The organism is Microcoleus sp. B3-D2 (assembly GCF_036705345.1).
GTDB lineage: Bacteria > Cyanobacteriota > Cyanobacteriia > Cyanobacteriales > Microcoleaceae > Microcoleus.
The window spans coordinates 1-17044 of record NZ_JAUBUG010000029.1; the positions used below are offsets into that span (position 1 = coordinate 1).

At 44.6% G+C, this 17044-nt stretch carries 13 protein-coding genes and 1 pseudogene; 5 read left to right on the forward strand and 9 right to left on the reverse strand.

What is annotated here, in order from left to right:
- Positions 1-60: 60 nt before the first annotated feature.
- From QUB14_RS13010 to QUB14_RS13025, 4 genes and pseudogenes are all read right to left on the reverse strand, one after another.
- Positions 61-354 carry a hypothetical protein gene (locus QUB14_RS13010; protein WP_333217468.1) on the reverse strand — a complete coding sequence of 98 codons (294 nt, stop codon included), beginning with the start codon at positions 352-354 and terminating at the stop codon, positions 61-63.
- Between the two features lie 384 nt (positions 355-738).
- Positions 739-2423: pseudogene (locus tag QUB14_RS13015) on the reverse strand (IS1634 family transposase).
- A 243-nt stretch (positions 2424-2666) separates the two neighbouring features.
- Positions 2667-2906, reverse strand: coding sequence for a hypothetical protein (locus QUB14_RS13020; protein WP_333217467.1), 240 nt, complete (start codon positions 2904-2906; stop codon positions 2667-2669).
- Between the two features lie 125 nt (positions 2907-3031).
- Positions 3032-3910 carry a calcium-binding protein gene (locus QUB14_RS13025; protein ID WP_333217466.1) on the reverse strand — a complete coding sequence of 293 codons (879 nt, stop codon included), beginning with the start codon at positions 3908-3910 and terminating at the stop codon, positions 3032-3034.
- Between the two features lie 235 nt (positions 3911-4145).
- Here QUB14_RS13025 and QUB14_RS13030 point away from each other — a divergent pair, with 235 nt between their 5' ends.
- Both QUB14_RS13030 and QUB14_RS13035 read left to right on the forward strand, forming a co-directional pair.
- Positions 4146-7724, forward strand: a complete 3579-nt coding sequence (locus tag QUB14_RS13030; RefSeq protein ID WP_333217465.1) for a WD40 domain-containing protein — start codon at positions 4146-4148, stop codon at positions 7722-7724.
- Positions 7714-8085 (forward strand): hypothetical protein, encoded by a 372-nt coding sequence (locus QUB14_RS13035; protein ID WP_333217464.1) that lies wholly within the window; start codon positions 7714-7716, stop codon positions 8083-8085. The genes QUB14_RS13030 and QUB14_RS13035 overlap by 11 nt, the downstream gene beginning before the upstream one ends.
- A gap of 392 nt (positions 8086-8477) precedes the next feature.
- Here QUB14_RS13035 and QUB14_RS13040 read toward each other — a convergent pair whose 3' ends face one another.
- From QUB14_RS13040 to QUB14_RS13050, 3 genes are all read right to left on the reverse strand, one after another.
- Positions 8478-9062 (reverse strand): hypothetical protein, encoded by a 585-nt coding sequence (locus tag QUB14_RS13040; protein WP_333217463.1) that lies wholly within the window; start codon positions 9060-9062, stop codon positions 8478-8480.
- Positions 9043-9252, reverse strand: coding sequence for a hypothetical protein (locus tag QUB14_RS13045; protein ID WP_333217462.1), 210 nt, complete (start codon positions 9250-9252; stop codon positions 9043-9045). The genes QUB14_RS13040 and QUB14_RS13045 overlap by 20 nt, the downstream gene beginning before the upstream one ends.
- 112 nt (positions 9253-9364) lie before the next feature.
- Complete coding sequence (locus QUB14_RS13050; protein ID WP_333217461.1) at positions 9365-10285, reverse strand: calcium-binding protein; 921 nt, start codon at positions 10283-10285, stop codon at positions 9365-9367.
- 189 nt (positions 10286-10474) lie between these two features.
- Between QUB14_RS13050 and QUB14_RS13055 the strand changes: the two genes are divergently transcribed.
- Both QUB14_RS13055 and QUB14_RS13060 read left to right on the forward strand, forming a co-directional pair.
- On the forward strand, positions 10475-14125 hold the full coding sequence (locus tag QUB14_RS13055; RefSeq protein ID WP_333217460.1) for a WD40 domain-containing protein: 3651 nt from the start codon (positions 10475-10477) through the stop codon (positions 14123-14125).
- Positions 14115-14483 carry a hypothetical protein gene (locus tag QUB14_RS13060; protein ID WP_333217459.1) on the forward strand — a complete coding sequence of 123 codons (369 nt, stop codon included), beginning with the start codon at positions 14115-14117 and terminating at the stop codon, positions 14481-14483. The genes QUB14_RS13055 and QUB14_RS13060 overlap by 11 nt, the downstream gene beginning before the upstream one ends.
- 121 nt (positions 14484-14604) lie before the next feature.
- Here the strand turns inward: QUB14_RS13060 and QUB14_RS13065 are convergent, their stop codons facing one another.
- Positions 14605-15243, reverse strand: coding sequence for a pentapeptide repeat-containing protein (locus tag QUB14_RS13065; protein WP_333217458.1), 639 nt, complete (start codon positions 15241-15243; stop codon positions 14605-14607).
- 57 nt (positions 15244-15300) lie between these two features.
- On the opposite strand from QUB14_RS13065, the gene QUB14_RS13070 reads away from it, so the two are divergent.
- Positions 15301-15846 carry a phosphatase domain-containing putative toxin gene (locus tag QUB14_RS13070; protein WP_333217457.1) on the forward strand — a complete coding sequence of 182 codons (546 nt, stop codon included), beginning with the start codon at positions 15301-15303 and terminating at the stop codon, positions 15844-15846.
- A gap of 266 nt (positions 15847-16112) precedes the next feature.
- Here the strand turns inward: QUB14_RS13070 and blaOXA are convergent, their stop codons facing one another.
- Positions 16113-16985, reverse strand: a complete 873-nt coding sequence (gene blaOXA, locus QUB14_RS13075; protein ID WP_333217456.1) for a class D beta-lactamase — start codon at positions 16983-16985, stop codon at positions 16113-16115.
- Positions 16986-17044: the final 59 nt, after the last annotated feature.

A 17044-nucleotide genomic window follows, 5' to 3' on the forward strand; every position in this document is an offset into this window, starting at 1 on the left:
AAAAATTATGTGTCGCTGAACTTGAATCATTCCTCAATTGCTATCGTGATTTTTCTTAACTTATTCAGCAAGCCCTAGATAAAAGACTGTGTAAAGATAGGTTTCTTTTTCGCGGTCTTTTGGGTCTAGTTCAACATCTTTGATTTGAAAGTTCAGCTTTCTTCCCTGCTGGTCAACTGCGTTAAACTGTGCGCCTTTTAAGTCTTTGCCTTTAATAATTTCTGTCTTCTGGGCAGTTGCGCTGGTGTCAGGTTCGGTTTTATAACTGCTTTTTTGATTCTTTGCAAACACTCCACAGCTAACAAGCAACACCGGAAAAACAAGAAGAAAACTGTATATAAATGTCTTTTTCATAGTTTCAATTTCTGCCAGGGGTTCAGATACCCGGCTTCTTTGAGAAGTCGGGTATCTGGCTTTCAGTGATCTTTAGCCCACATTCCGCACCCCCAACTGGCACATAGGCGGATTGAGGGGTTAAAAGTGAATTATCCGAGACCGAGCGTGAGTAAAAACACCCAAAAATCTGTGCAATGATCGCATCACCCAGTTAGGAATCCCTAAAAATTGACGTGAGGACATGAATTAAATCTTCTTAACCCATAAAACGTTAAAACTTAGACCATTAATAACTATTAATTCACAGCATATATCGCCAGCATTATGATATTAATACATCACTGCTCTATCTACAATCACTTAAATGTAAGTCTGTTTTACCAACCAATAATCGACTTTATTTCACAATAAGAAATAATAAGACCGACAGGTGACTGGAAACAAATTTAATATGGACAACCGTTCGGCTGTCAAATTAGAAACTTGCTGAATTCCTTGAATACAAACGGCATGAATCGATTGAAAACTTTGGAATATCCAGCGTAAAGTAGGTCGATTAGTTCCTTTGCCCAACTGATTTTTTACTGTCGAATTTGTGAGTTGCAAGTTTTGCCGCAGTAACCTTTGACCCAAAGTATAAACCAACAAACATAAACCCATTACCAAAGTTAAAGCCTCGATTCTTTCCGGCGACTTCAGAAACACGCTATCCGTAAAAAAGAGCGGGTCTTTCAGGAACCCAAACCCTCTCTCTGCCGACTGCTGTTCCTTATATTTGACAATCATTTCATCAGGATTTAATTGTGATGCATCCAGCACATTAGTAGCTAAGATAAATCTGCCACTAGCTTTCTTTTCTTTAGCAATCACACTAGCATCTAATTCCAGTTTTGCTTGAACTTTAAATATCAAGCTAGAGCTAGATTTGTTATGAGAAATGGTCGAATTAGTAGTTGGTTTTGCTGTCGCTTGTCTGCTAGTAACTTGGGTTAAATTATGATATTTTAGTTGTTTGGATAAACGACTTGCTGCTGCGGAAGCATCGGCGTCACAAGCAAATTCAATATTTGATAACTCTCGCAACTTTTTTTGACCCTCAACTTCAGCTTTTTTGAGGTTTTTTTCTAACTTACGTTGGTCAGCATCACGGCGCAAACTGCTCTCTACTACTAACCATCTTTGTTCAATTCCACCATAATTACTTTTGTGTTCTGACCAACTATATCCCGTCACTGAACTTTGATGAAATTCCGATTCCTGCAAGCTGAGATACCAGTTGCTGCGCTTGTTTGAGGCTCAGCGGTACACGAGTCAACCATCTTAAATTGGTTAACATTTCGCTCGTTGGGAGCACTATATAATGCACTGTCAGCTACCATTAAACTGTCGAGATTTAATTGTTTTTTAAAGTCTTGACAAATTGAGGCGAATATGGAACTATCTGATTCGTTTCCTGAAGCTACTCGTAAAAATAGTGGTACATCTCCATCTCCACTACAAATTAGGTTTAAAATGAATTGTTTCAAGTCGGGACGATGGTCGCGAGAGTAGCCGTAGGTAATCTGAATTGGTATTGGGGATGTTTGATGGTTGATTGATGAATTATCTAACTGATTGCTATCTGTTTCTATGCTAGAACAAGATACTGATGGCAATTCTTGTTCATATTTGCCATGTAGATGAAATGAACTTGAGTCCAGGTGAGATGTGTCGGTATTTATCTCGAATTTTTGAGCTGCTTCTAGGGCAATGGTTGTGAATATTTCCGTAATTCCTGCTAAATATAATTTATCTAATACTCTTCCTAAACGGTCATCATTTAAATGTGATGCTTCAATTCCTGAGCCAAGTAAATGTTCTATTGCTTTCCCTTCAAAAAATTTAGAGAATAAGTATAGTGGGGCGGAAACCATCCCTAATCCATTGATAATCATGGCTTTGACTACCAAGCCGGGACTGACTATTTCGCCCGGTTGTTCGCCTATTAACTCATTGATTTTTTGGACAATTCCTATTTCATCAATTAGATCGGCTATCAAGCCCAGATGATCTAGGTTTTCTACTTTCATCTCAGATGCTTTCTGCATGGGCTGCTGAATCCTGATTTGAGCGTTCATCGCGAGCGTAAGTGTACACTATTTTTGGTGATGATTGGTTACTGCTGGCGATCGCAATTAACGCATTTTAGAGGCTGCGATCGGGTTACTATGAGGTCATAAACTTGGTTTATTAGCGATCGCAATTTTAACTGGTATCAGATTCTAGGTGATGGGAGCATGACCGAAATTATTGAGTATTTTTACTCAGGCTCGGTCTCGGATAATTCACTTTTATCCCCTCAAGCAGCGTATGTGCCAGTTGGGGGTGCGGAATGTGGGTTGAATACTTGGGTCTAATAGCACAAAGCCGTTAGACGTTGATTCACCCATCTTGCCACCGATCGCAGCAACCCACATGGGATAGTTGGTAGCAGCATCCTCAAGCTTCTTCCATATTTTGGGTTTAACACTAACGGACACTACCCGACCGTCACAGTCAAAGTGCGAAGCTGTGGCACTGAGTTGTGCCAAGAATTACTTGAGTCAGTTTCCCGCAGGCAGAATCTGAATCTAAAACTCACTAATCTAACACAACGACCTCAAAAGTTTTTTTTGAAGTCGTTGTGTTAGATTTCGAGATTAAAAGCTTGATTTCTTCAAGTTACTGGCGGTTCAAATACAAGGATGCTTGTATTGGAGAGGTTATCGGGAGAACCCACAATTGTGGCAAACAGACCACCCCCTGTCCCAAAGCCTGCCATATTATTGTTCGCGTTGTAGAACAAATTACCAGTCACACGGTTGTAAACAATCTCATCCGAGCTGGTTGCTGCGGCGATTTGTTCTGCTAGGGCAGGAGTATTGATTACCGCAAAGTCTGTAGCTAGTAAAAGATTAGGCGAAGTAAAAGAACCCCCAGCCGTTTCGAGTTCACCGAAGCTATACTTCTGTTCCAAGATTATTTTGTCCCTTCCAACCACAAAGTCAGTGATTTTATCCACACCAGCCCCAGCAGGAAGAACCTGACCGAAGAAGAAGCGGTCATTACCACCTCCGCCAGTAAGAGTGTCATTACCATCAAGGCCGGAGATGTTATTGTTCGCACTGTTACCTGTGATTTGGTTGTTAAGGGTGTTACCCCTACCATCAATATCGGTAACGCCGGTGAGGACTAGGTTTTCCACGTTATCATCTAGGGTATAGCCGACAAGAGACCGGACAGCATCGATACCCTGATTGGGACCTTCAAACACACTGTCAGTAGAGCGGGTGACCAGGTAAAGGTCGTTACCAAATCCACCGAAGAGCTGGTCATTACCTTCTTCAGTTGCATTAAGGGTGTCGTCGCCTTCCCCACCATACATGAAGTCTAGACCTGAGCCACCAATTAGCGAGTCATTTCCCGAATCGCCATAGATATTGTCGTTACCACCCCTTCCATTGAGCGTGTCATTTCCACCAGCGCCAAAGATAGTGTCCGCTGCTCCACTTCCAATAAAGTTGGTAGCACCGTTGCCTCCGTATAAAACTGCCATGATAAATACCCCTAAAAAAACTCAGTACATAAAACGAGAATTGCCGAGTCACCATAGGCTGTGATTAAGTTGACTTCCAAGGCCAACGGAAACTCGCGAGCCAGTATGGAAATTCTCATCTCTACAAATCAATCAAAACACCCATCTGACTGAGATCGAGACTGAGAACGTACTGACTTGTGACCGACTTTCGAGTAACTTGCTAAAATCTGCACAACTTTCGAGGAAATAGGGTATGTCACGATCGCTCAAAGTTCGCAGTGACTGCATTCAGATCGCCAAATTAGCCCTCAAGCGCAATGGCTTTCCCAGCCAAAGAGCCCTTGCTGAAGAATTAGGACTTGCTTTATCCACTCTCAGCAGGTTCCTCACAGGAAAAACCGTTGATTATGCGACTTTTGTGGAAATTTGTGGAAAATTGGCGCTCGATTGGCGATCGATCTCTGACGTGGGCGATCGGGTTCTATCCCAGTCTGTAGACGTGAAATCCTCTCCAGCAATTGCCAACAGACACCAAGATTGGGGCGAGGCACCGGATGTCTCGGTTTTCTATGGTCGCAGTAGCGAATTGACAACTCTAGAACAATGGATTGTGCAGGATAATTGCCGTTTAGTAGTGTTGCTGGGGATGGGAGGGATTGGTAAAACAGCTTTGGCTGCCAAGCTTGCCCAACAACTACACTCAGGATTTGAATTTGTGATTTGGCGAAGTCTCCGCAATGCCCCTCCCGTAGAAGAGATACTGGCAGAACTGATTCAATTTCTCTCCAACCAAGACCCCCCCTTAGTAAGGGGGGGCGAAGGGGGGGTCTTGCCAACTAACAAAGACGGCAGAATTTTGCGGTTGATCAATTATTTACGCTCATCGCGCTGTCTGCTAGTTTTGGATAATGCTGAATCGGTTTTGCAAGCAGGCGATGAAGTGCGGCATAGCTTTGCTTCACGCACGGGACACTATCGAGAAGGATATGAAGGTTACGGTGAGTTACTCAAATGTGTTGGGGAAACAAATCACCACAGCAGCTTGATACTAGCCAGTCGCGAGAAACCACAAGGATTAGCCGCCTTAGAGGGCGAAACACTACCCGTTCGCTGCTTGCAAGTGACAGGTTTACCCTCCGTTCAAGGACGAAAAATTTTCTCTGCGAAGGGGTCTTTTACTGGGTCAGAAGATGAATGGACAAGCCTGATTTCACGCTATGGCGGGAATCCCTTAGCTTTAAAGATAGTAGCTTCAGGGGTAACAGAGTTTTTTGATAGCAGTATTTCTCGCTTTTTAGAGTTTTTAAACCAATGTTCGTTTATTTTTGATGATATCCGCGATTTGTTAGAGCGGCAGTTTCAGCGACTGAGCGATATAGAACAAGAGATTATGTACTGGTTAGCCCTCAATCGCGAACCAGTGTTGTTAGAGGAATTGCAAGAGGATTTTGTCTCCCCCATATCAGCTAGCGAACTCCTACAGGCGATCGTTTCTTTGCAACGCCGCTCATTGATTGAAAAAATCGCCGATGGTTTTACACAACAACCTGTCGTTATGGAGTACGTGACAGAACGAATAATCGAGCAGGTATGTGAGGAAGTTTCTACTGAAGACGTTAAATTATTGATGAGCCATGCTCTCATTAAAGCTACTGCCAAGGATTATATCAGAGAAAGTCAGATTCGCGTTATTTTAGAGCCGATTTCCGAGAGATTGTCCCTCATCTTTAGTTCTAAGGAAGATGTGGAAAATAAATTTAATCAAATCCTCTTAAAAATTCAGAAAAACCAGATTTCTACTGCCTATGGTGGTGGAAATCTGATTAACTTATTGAATCACCTCCAGATTAATTTATCTAACTATAACTTTTCTCATCTGACTATTTGGCAAGCCGACTTACGGCGAGTGAATTTGCATCATGTCAATTTTCAGAACGCTGACCTAGCTAAGTCCGTTTTTGCGGAACTTTTGGGTAGTGTTTATTCTGTAGCAATTAGTTCGGATGGCAAACTTTTGGCTACGGGTGATGTTGATGGTAATATTCGCCTGTGGCAAATGCAAACAGGTCAACAGCTTCTTACCTTGAGAGGACACAATGCTTGGGTACGGTCAGTCGCTTTCACTCCTCAAGGCGATATTCTTGCCAGTGGCGGTGCCGACCATCTGGTGAAACTCTGGAATGTTAGTGACAGTAAGTGCTTCAGAACTTACACCGGACATACTAATGGGGTCTACTCAGTCACCTTTAGTCCTGATGGTCAAACCGTAGCAAGTGGTAGTCAAGATGGCACTATCAAGCTGTGGGATATTGATACGGGTGAGTCTCTCAAAACGTTGCAGGGACACACCAACTGGGTCTTGTCAGTAGCCTTTAGTCCCCAAGGTAAGACCCTGGTCAGCGGCAGTGCCGACCAAACTGTGAGGCTATGGGATTGTCGCACGGGCAGGTCGTTAAGAACGTTGCACGGACATACTGATGGGGTATCTTCGGTCGCCTTGACTCCGGATGGTAAAACCTTAGCTAGTGGTAGTGCCGACCAAACGGTAAGGTTTTGGGATGTCAGTAGCGGCTGCGAGTTAAAAACTTGCATTGGACACAGTAAGGGGGTATTGTCAGTCGCTTTTAGTCCGGATGGTCAAACTTTAGCCAGTAGCAGTGCCGACCAAACTATCAGGCTATGGGATGTCCTTGATGGTAAATGCTTGAAAACTTTAGCCAAACATACCAATCATGTCAGTTCAGTTGCCTTGACGCCGGATGGTCAAACTTTAGTCAGCGGCAGTTTTGACCAAACGGTACGCTGTTGGGATGTTAGCATCGGCAACTGCTTAAGAACGTTGCACGGACATGGTAGTTCGATATCGTCAGTCGCCTTCACGCCAGATGGTCAAACTCTTGCAAGTAGTTGCATCGATCGCACGGTGAGATTATGGGATATTAGCATCGGCAAAGAATTCAGAACGTTGCACGGACATAGTAGTTGGGTATTCTCAGTCGCCTTCACGCCGGATGGTCAGACTCTAGTCAGTGGCAGTTTTGACCACACAGTACGCTGCTGGGATGTTAGCACTGGCAACTGCCTAAAAACCTTGCACGGACATACTCATCGAGTCTTATCAGTCGCCTTGACGCCGGATGGTAAGACCTTGGCTAGTGGCAGTTTAGACCAAACGGTACGCTGTTGGGATATTGGTGAGGGTAAGTGCTTAAAAACTTGCACCGGACATAGCAAAGGAGTCTGTTCGGTGACCTTTAGTCCGGATGGTCAAATCTTGGCAAGTGGCAGTTTAGACCAAACGGTAAAGCTGTGGGATGTCTGCACTGGTAACTGCCTCAGAACGTTCGCCGGACATACGAATGAAGTCTGTTCGGTTGCCTTTAGTCCCGATGGTCAAACTCTAGTCAGTGCCAGTACCGACCAAACGCTAAGGCTGTGGAATGTCAATACTGGCAACTGTATAAGAACTTTCACTGGACATACCAATTGGGTATGGTCAGTCACCTTCAGTCCTGACGGAAAAACCTTGGTTAGCGGTAGTTACGATCGCACCGTGAAGCTGTGGGATATCAGCACTGGCAGATGCGTCAGAACGTTCGCCGGACATAGCCGTGAGGTCTATTCAGTTGCTTTCAGTCCGGATGGTCAAACTCTGGCAAGTAGCAGTGCCGACGAAACTGTGAGGCTGTGGGATGTCAAGACAGGTGAGTGCCTAAAAATGCTGAAACCTGCCAAACTCTACGAAGGCATGAACATCACTGGGGTTACAGGTTTAACTGAAGCACAGAAAGCGACGCTGATAGCTCTCGGCGCGATCGATCATGGGGAATGAATGGGGTCGATCGCTCGATTTGAAAGATGCTGCTTCTGGCGCTCAAATCTGGGGCGATTTGTGGCTGTTGCTGGCGGTTCAAGGTTTGCCCGTGCCGATTGTATTGTGCTATTTGCTGTTTGGTTCGCTGCCACCACTTGCTGTATTTGGGCAATTTTGGCTGTGGGGATTGAATGTATTTTTGGTTGCAGTGCGATCGGCTTTATGTTTTGCGATCGCTCCTTCTTACGATCGAACTCAGGCATCGGGTAAATGGCTATTTTGGCTTTCTCCTTTGGCCGATCCTTTGGCGTTTTTGCGGATTCTAATTTCTGCTTTTAATCAGCCGACTCAGTGGCGCGGCCGCAAGTATAATATCTAGTCCGGTGAATTACCCATAATAAAAAGTTATATGACCGGACATGATATAGAACCCATTTGAGATCTTCAGGACTTACGCAGGCACACGATACGATCAAACTATCTTGACATCACAGTCGATCGCCTCACAGCAGTATATCCTCGTCTATAAGACCAGTAAAGCCATATCCTCCTAAATATAAGAATACAAATATCAGAGTTATAGTACCGGATAATAAGAGAGAGAATCTAAAGTAGGTAGTTTGCGAGTGCATTTTGCGATCTCCTTGATAGTTTACAGTTGAGATAACTTGACAAAAAAACAGTTGGATTTTCCCGATCGCTCTTCGAGGAATAGCCTCTGGATATCGGTTCCCCGGCAGAGCCTGGGAACCAGTTCTCCGAGAGATAGAATTAGAGGAATGACAGGGTTAAATCTGCAACCATTGTGTCTGCTACTACGGCAATCATGTCATCTTTATAAAAGATTTTTGTGTCTTGAATCAACTTATTGCCATAACCGTCACCTGACACAAATTCGTAATCTTGTTTTTTGCCCACCGGCAAAATTGCATCTCCGTCTGCTTTCTTAAAGTCCCGAATAATCGCATAGGATTGCTCGCCTAACCCATCTAAGTAAGGAATTTCAAACTCTGGGCCTTTCTCGAAAATTGCGAATGTATCTGCTCCTAAACCGCCAATAAGGGTGTCAATTTCGTCAGGGTAGCCCCCCGGCCCGCCATTTTTATTACCATTAAGGTAATCATTGCCACTGCCGCCTTCGAGCAAGTCATAACCACCGTTGCCATATAGCACGTTATTGTTAGTGCCGCCAATCAAATAATCGTCTTTGTCAACATTTCTGTCGCGGTCAATCAAATCGACAGTTCCAGAATCATCGCTGTTGTCGTCAATCAAATCGACAGTTCCAGAATCATCGCTGTTGTCGTCAATCAAATCGACAGTTTTCGCACTCAAATTAGAGTGAAGCCTTAACATCGTTATCAACAAATTGAAACACCGAACTATTTAGGTTTAAACCAACTATATTCTGCACGATACCAATCAAATCATTGGTGCCGTTAGCCCCCTTCTTGAGAATTCCCGTACCCTGAACATTTCCTCCCAATTCAGGAACAAATGCAGCTTGATTCTGCACCACGTAATCGCTTGATTTGCCGTTAAGCACGATCGTATCTAGTGCTTTTAAATCGGTAATTAACGTGAGTTCGACGGCCGGAGCGCGAGATCGGAAACCCGGTTTCTTGAAGAAACCGGGCTTCTATTTCACTGCTCTATAACTACTGCGGGACAATCACTGTAACAAGGAAGTCTGTACGTGAGACGGTATCGGGAGAACCCACAATTGTGGCAAACTTACCACCACCTACCCCAAAGCCTGCCGTAGCATTGTTCGCGTTGTAGAACAAACTGCCAGTCTGACGGTTGTAAACAATCTCATTTGGGTTGTTTTGTGCTGTGGAGACTTCTGATCCGGCAGCCACATTGATTGACGCAAAGTCTGAAGCCAGCAAAATAGCACCAGCTTCCGTTCCGATAGTTTCGAGAGCTAAGAAAACTGTCGATTTGTTCAGGACAATTTTGTCGCTGCCAACAATCAGGTCATTGATTGTATCTACACCAGCCGCAGGAAGAGCGTTATCGAACAGGAATCGGTCTACATTAGCACCGCCATTAAGGATGTCATTGCCCTCGTCACCATTAAGGGTGTCATTGCCACCTAAACCACTAAGGATGTCATCGCCACCTGAACCACCGAGGTAATTGTTGCCACTGTTACCCGTGATTTGGTTGGTGAGGTTGTTACCAAAACCGTTGATATTGGTAACTCCCGTGAGGACTAGGTTTTCCACGTTAGGATCTAGGGTATAGCTGGCGGAAGACTGGACAATATCAATGCCCTGATTGAGACCCTCAACCAGATTGTCGGTGATCCTGTTGACGATGTAAACGTCGCTACCAATTCCACCGAAGAGGTCGTCATTACCCGCTCCAGTTGCATTAAGGGTGTCATCGCCGTCCCCACCGTACAGAAAGTCCAGACCTGCGCCAGCAATTAGCGAGTCATTTCCAGACTCGCCAAAGATTTTGTCGTTACCACCAGCCCCATTGAGGATGTCATTTCCACCAGCGCCAAAGATATCGTCCGCTGCTGCACCTCCAACAAGGTTGTTAGCAAGATCGTCTCCGAATATAGCCATGATAGTTTCCTCTGAAAAAATTTGTACACACGTTTCTTACGTTCGATCGACAACCCGCATCGGACTTCTCATCTCTACTAAATCCATCAAAACACGCAGATGACCGAGATCGAGACTGAGAAGGTACTGACTTATTACCGACTTTCGAGTAACTTGCTAAAATCTGCATAACTTTCGAGGAAATAGGGTATGTCACGATCGCTCAAAGTTCGCAGTGACTGCATTCAGATCGCCAAATTAGCCCTCAAGCGCAATGGCTTTCCCAGCCAAAGAGCCTTTGCTGAAGAATTAGGACTCGCTTTATCCACTCTCAGCAGGTTCCTCACAGGAAAAACCGTTGATTATGCGACTTTTGTGGAAATTTGTGGAAAATTGGCGCTCGATTGGCGATCGATCTCTGACTTGGGCGATCGGGTTCTATCCGAGTCTGTAGACGTGGAATCCTCCCTCTTGATTGCCAACAGACACCAAGATTGGGGCGAGGCACCGGATGTCTCGGCTTTCTACGGTCGTAGTGACGAACTGACGACTTTAGAGCAATGGATTGTGCAGGACAATTGCCGTTTGGTGGTGCTGCTGGGGATGGGAGGGATTGGCAAAACCGCTTTGGCTGCCAAGCTTGCCCAAATGCTGCAATCAGGATTTGAGTATGTCATTTGGCGAAGTCTTCGCAATGCCCCCCCTGTAGAAGAGATATTGGCAGAACTGATCCAATTTCTCTCTAACCAACAAGAAACAAATCTGCCAACTAACCTGGACGGCAGAATCTTGCGGTCGATCGATTATTTACGCTCCTCGCGCTGTCTGCTAGTTTTGGATAATGCTGAATCGGTTTTGCAAGCAGGCGATGAAGTGCGGCATAGCTTTGCTTCACGCACGGGACGCTTTCGAGAAGGATATGAAGGTTACGGTGAGTTACTCAAATGTGTTGGGGAAACACACCACAACAGCAGCTTGATACTAACCAGTCGCGAGAAACCACAAGGAATAACCGCTTTAGAGGGCGGAACCCTACCCGTTCGCTGCTTGCAACTAACAGGTTTACCCTCCGTTCAAGGACGAAAAATTTTCTCTGCGAAGGGGTCTTTTACTGGGTCAGAAGATGAATGGACAAGCCTGATTTCACGCTATGGCGGGAATCCCTTAGCTTTAAAGATAGTAGCTTCAGGGGTAACAGAGTTTTTTGATAGCAGTATTTCTCGCTTTTTAGAATTTTTAAAGCAAGGTTTGTTTATTTTTGATGATATCCGCGATTTGTTAGAGCGGCAGTTTCAGCGACTGAGCGATATAGAACAAGAGATTATGTACTGGTTAGCCATCAATCGCGAACCAGTGTTGTTAGAGGAATTGCAAGAGGATTTTGTCTCCCCGATATTAACTAGCGAACTTCTACAGGCACTAGGCTCATTGCAACATCGGTCATTGATTGAAAAAAACAACGCTCGATTTACCCAACAACCTGTAGTCATGGAGTACGTGATTACTCGATTAATTGAGCAGATTTGTAAAGAAATTATTGGGTTAAAAGTTGAAGGTTATCAGGTTGGAATTTCTAATAAACTTGCTAACTTTAAACCTGATAACCTTCAACTCTTTAGAAGTTACGCTCTGGTTAAAGCTCAAGCAAAAGAATATGTAATTGAGACTCAAATCCGCCTCATTCTTCAACCAGTGATTGATGGATTAATTACGAGTTTTAGCGACTCAAAAACTCTAGAAAATTCTCTAGCTCAAATTCTTGAGATGCTACGAGGGAAACCGCCCCTAAAGACCGGATATGTAAGTGGAAATATTATCAATCTACTTCGCCAATTACAGGTATATCTAAGCGGTTATGACTTTTCAAATCTAACGGTTTGGCAAGCTAACCTCCAGGCGATAAACTTGCACAATGTCAATTTCGCCAATTCTGACCTGTGTCAATCGGTTTTTTCTGACATATTCGGTAATATTACGTCACTAGCACTGACACCAGATGGCAAATGTGTGGCGACGGCCGGTCTAGATAATAATATTCACCTGTGGGACGTGCAAAAAGGCAAACAACTTTTGACCTTTCAGGGACACACCTACTGGGTAAAATCAGTGGCTTGGAGTCCAGATAGTCAAACCCTAGCGAGTAGTAGTTATGACCACACGGTGAAGCTTTGGGATGTTCGTACTGGCATCTGTCTAAAAACTTATACCGGACATAGTAATATAGTCTACTCAGTCGCCTTCAGTCCGGATGGTCAAATTTTAGCGAGTGCTAGTGCCGATCGCACAGTAAATTTGTGGAATGTCACGACTGATAGTTGCGTTATAACGTTCACCGGACATACGAATGAAATCTATTCAGTCGCCTTTAGTCGGGATGGTCAAATTTTAGCGAGTGCTAGTACCGACAACACAGTCAAGCTTTGGGATGTTCGCAAAGGCAAGTGCTTTAAGACGTTGTACGAACATACGAATTCGGTCTATGCCGTCGCCTTCAGTCCGGATGGTCAAACCCTAGCGAGTGGCAGTGCTGACTGCACAGTCAGGCTTTGGGATATCCGTGATGGTAAGTGCGTTAAAATTTGCACGGGACATAGCAGTGTAGTCACATCAGTCGCTTTTAGTCCCGATGGTCAAACCGTAGTGAGTGGTAGTTATGACAAAACGGTGAAGTTGTGGGATGTTAGCACGGGTAGCTGTGCAAGAACCTTCATCGGACATAGCGATCGCGTAGAGTCCGTTACCTATGCGCTACGCGCAGGCTACGCCAACAGTCCAGATGGTCAAATAGTAGTGAGTGGTAGTTTTGACCGTACAATTCGGTTTTGGGATTGTCAAACAGGCAAATGTTTCAAAACTCACACCGGATATAACAGTTGTGTATTAGCAGTTCCTTTTAGTCCCTGCGGTAAGCTCTTAGCTAGTGGCAACGTTGACACTACACTGAGGCTGTGGGATGTCAATACTGGCAGTTGCGTGAGAACGTTCACGGGACATACTAAATCAGTCATAGGAGTCGCTTTTAGTCCCGATGGTAAAACAATCGCTAGTGGGGGTGCTGACAAAACGCTGAAGTTATGGAATGTCAATACGGGCAAGTGCATAAAAACGTTCGCGGGACATACTGATTGGGTATATGGAGTTGCCTTTAGTCCAGATGGCAAAACTTTAGCCAGTAGCGGTTTTGACCAGAGCATCAGGTTCTGGGATTGTCAAACGGGTCAATGTTTCCGAACTTGTACCGAACCTAGCAATTCCATATTTTTCCTCTCCACATTTTTCGTCACTTTCAGTCCCAGCAGTAAAACCCTAGCCAGTAGCAGTTTTGACTGTGTAAAACTATGGGATGTCAGCACTGGCAGTTGCTTAAAAACCTTCACTGGACATACAAATCAAGTATGTTGGGTTGCCTTTAGTCCGGATGGTCAAATCGTAGCTAGTGCTAGTGCCGATCGAACGTTGAAGTTGTGGGATGTCAATACGGGTAACTGCATCAAAACATTGACTGGGCATACCAATTGGGTATGGTCAGTTGCCTTTAGCCCAGACGGAAAAACCTTGGTTAGTGGTAGTTGCGATGGAACGGTGAGGCTATGGGATGTCAGCACTGGAAGATGTATCAGAACTCTCACCGGACATACCCGTGAAATCTACGCAGTCAGTTTTAGTCCGAATGGTCAAACTGTAGCAAGTGGCTGTGCTGATGAAACGGCAAGGCTGTGGGATGTCAATACGGGTGAGTGCCTAAAAATACTGAAACCACCCCGACTCTACGAAGGCATGAATATCACTGGGGTTACAGGTTTAACTGAAGCACAGAAAGCGACGCTAAAAGCTCTCGGCGCGATCGCTCATGGGGAATGAATGGGCGCGATCGCTCGATTTGAAAGATGCTGCTTCAAGCGGTCAAATTTGGGGCGATTTGTTGCTGTTGCTGGCGGTTCAAGGTTTGCCGATGCCGATTGTGTTGTGCTATTTGCTGTTTGGTTCGCTGCCGCCGATTGGTGTATTTGGGCACTTTTGGCTGTTGGGATTGAATGTATTTTTGGTTGCGGTGCGATCGGCTTTGTGTTTGGCGATCGCACCTTCCTACGATACAACTGGGGCATGGGGTAAATGGCTGTTTTGGCTGTCACCTTTGGCCGATCCGCTGGCGTTTTTGCGAATTCTAATTTCTGCGTTGAATCAGCCTACTCAGTGGCGCGGCAGGAAGTATGAATAATCATTAATACTAAGTTACCCGACTTTTTTAATAAGTCGCGTATCAGAGGGCGCCAGCAAGAGCCTTTGATGTTTCTTTCGTGGGATGGGCAGGAAGCCCACCCCCGATACAGCCATGAATTTTACTCAACAATCGCCCCATTTAACGAAGTTTTTCTTAAGTCTACTCTAGCTAAATTTACACCTCTTAAATCAGTACCTGTTAAACAAGTATTGCTTAAATCTGCATAACTAAGATCGGCACCTCTGAGATTAGCCTCAGATAAATTTGCTCCTGATAAGTTCGCCCTCACAAGTTGCGATCCACTCAAATTGCTGCGACTCAAATTTGCCGATTGCATTTGGGCTGCCATTAAGTTGGCTTTGCTTAAGTTAGTGTCGCTGAGGTTAGCCCAATTTAATTTAGCATAACTCAAATCAATGTTTTCTAAGCAAAGTTCGCTCAATTGCACGCATCGCAAGTTAGCATTAATAAAAAACCTGTCTCCAATCGCATAACGGCGCAAAAATTCATCAACTTCCAGCCGAATTAAAACGGGTTCGCAAGTATTTTGGTAGCACCACGATGTCTCCAGCAAACGGGCGGCTGCTTCAATTGCTACCTTGTCGCATTTAGGGAGCACCAAACTATTGCACCCATCCCACTCACCGTTGAGCATGAATGCCATCTCAGAAGCTGCTGCACTTGAGTCGCATAACAAAACAGTTTCTGGTTTGGGTTGCAGCCAGTTCATTAAACCGATCGAGCTGTTGTTTTTCATTGTAGATTCAGGATTTGTGCGTCTTTCTTAATTATAGGTAAAAATATTGAAAACAGTATGCACAAATTCGCTGCGGCTTCAGAGAATGAATTAATTGTGTTTGGTGCAGCCAGACCAGGATACCGCAATGCAGAAATTGCTGGGTGGATTGAATTTATGCAGGGGCATAATATCAAGCAAGTTTGCTGCTTGCTTGCTCAGACGCAACTCATCCGCTACACTGATTTACTGGGAACATATCGGAAAATATTTGGGTGCGATCGAGTTTGCTGGGCGCCGATTGCAGACTTTGAATTGGTCGATCGCGATATTTTAATCGATCGAATATTGCCGTTCTTGGAATCGGCAAATAGCAAAGGCGAACGGGTGGTAGTTCACTGTTCTGGGGGGATCGGACGTACAGGACAGGTTTTGGCTGCTTGGTTGGTCAGCGGGCGGGGATTGTCTAACAAACAGGCGATCGCAGCGGTAAAAAAAACTGGCAGAAATCCCTATGAAGCAGCGATCGTAGCTTGTTTGAAAGGTCGAAACCCCTGGGTAGTCGTTGAAGAACTTAATGCTCTCTTAGATGATTGTCGCCTTGCTGCGAGAAATGATACATAGCACTATACCAACTGTATATATAGCAATCCTCGCATCATTTGTGAATTTCTTACTCCCTCCCCTTGGTAAGGGGAGGGTTGGGGTGGGGTAAAAAGTTTACGACTCCTGCAAGGATTGCTATATGTGCCAATTGCGTAAGTTTTAAAACATTTAAAAGACTCGGCTTGCTGCGAGCGAACTCAGGTATCCAATAAATGGCTGTTTTGGCTGTCACCGTGAGCCGATACGCTGGCGTTTTTGCGAATATTACAGAACAAATAACGCACTTACAGCAGCGCAATATCCTTTAAGCAACGGCGCGTTAACTCAATTCTTGCAGGTGCGTCATTGTTGTTGCGGATGTCAATGTTTGTAGCAAAAAAGTAAACATTTTTATTCTTTTCTAAATAACCTACATACCAGCCAATTTGAGGCTTTGTTTGTTCTCCAAAGTTTGCCCAGCCTGTTTTTGCCCTAATTGTGTAATCGGGAGTTTGTTCAACAATTATGATGTCTTTAACCAGAGACAGCGAGCGCTCAGAAAAGGGTAAGTCATTTTTGTATAGACGGCGGAGAAATTGAATTTGCTCGTTGGGTGTGATTCGCAGTTCTCCCTCTAACCAGAATTTGTCAATATCGTCTTTGTTACCGATTTTTTGGTTGCCATAACCGACTTTAGCTACCCATTTTTGCATTTGCTCGTGTCCGACTCGGCGGGCGAGAACTTGGTAAAACCAAACGGCGGAAAGTTTCATGGCTTCTCTCATATTCAAGTCTCGATTCCATGCGGGAATTTGCCTTTGAGTTCCATCCCAAGTTAGAATGGCAATCTCATCTGAAATCACTTTTGTTTCTAAGGAAATCAGAGAGTTGAGAATCTTAAATGTAGATGCAGGTAAAAAAGCTGTGGCGTTACGTTGCGGGTTGTGTTGATAAAGCCGATCGCTATTTAAATCGTAAATCGCGATCGATCCTTCAACTCCTAGCTCTTGAAAGTGCCGTCCAAAATTAATTGTCTGAGCAACATCTCCTCCGCGTCGTGGAGATTCTTGCACAGGAGGTGGCACGGTTAAGGCTGATTGCGGTGGCTGAACTAAAACAGAAGTAATGCAGCCTAATACAATTAAAATAACAGCGATCGCACGAGATATTCTGTTCATAAACTTCAATAAATTACCCAAATCACAGGCACTAATGTCACATCGACTTGTAAGGTGCG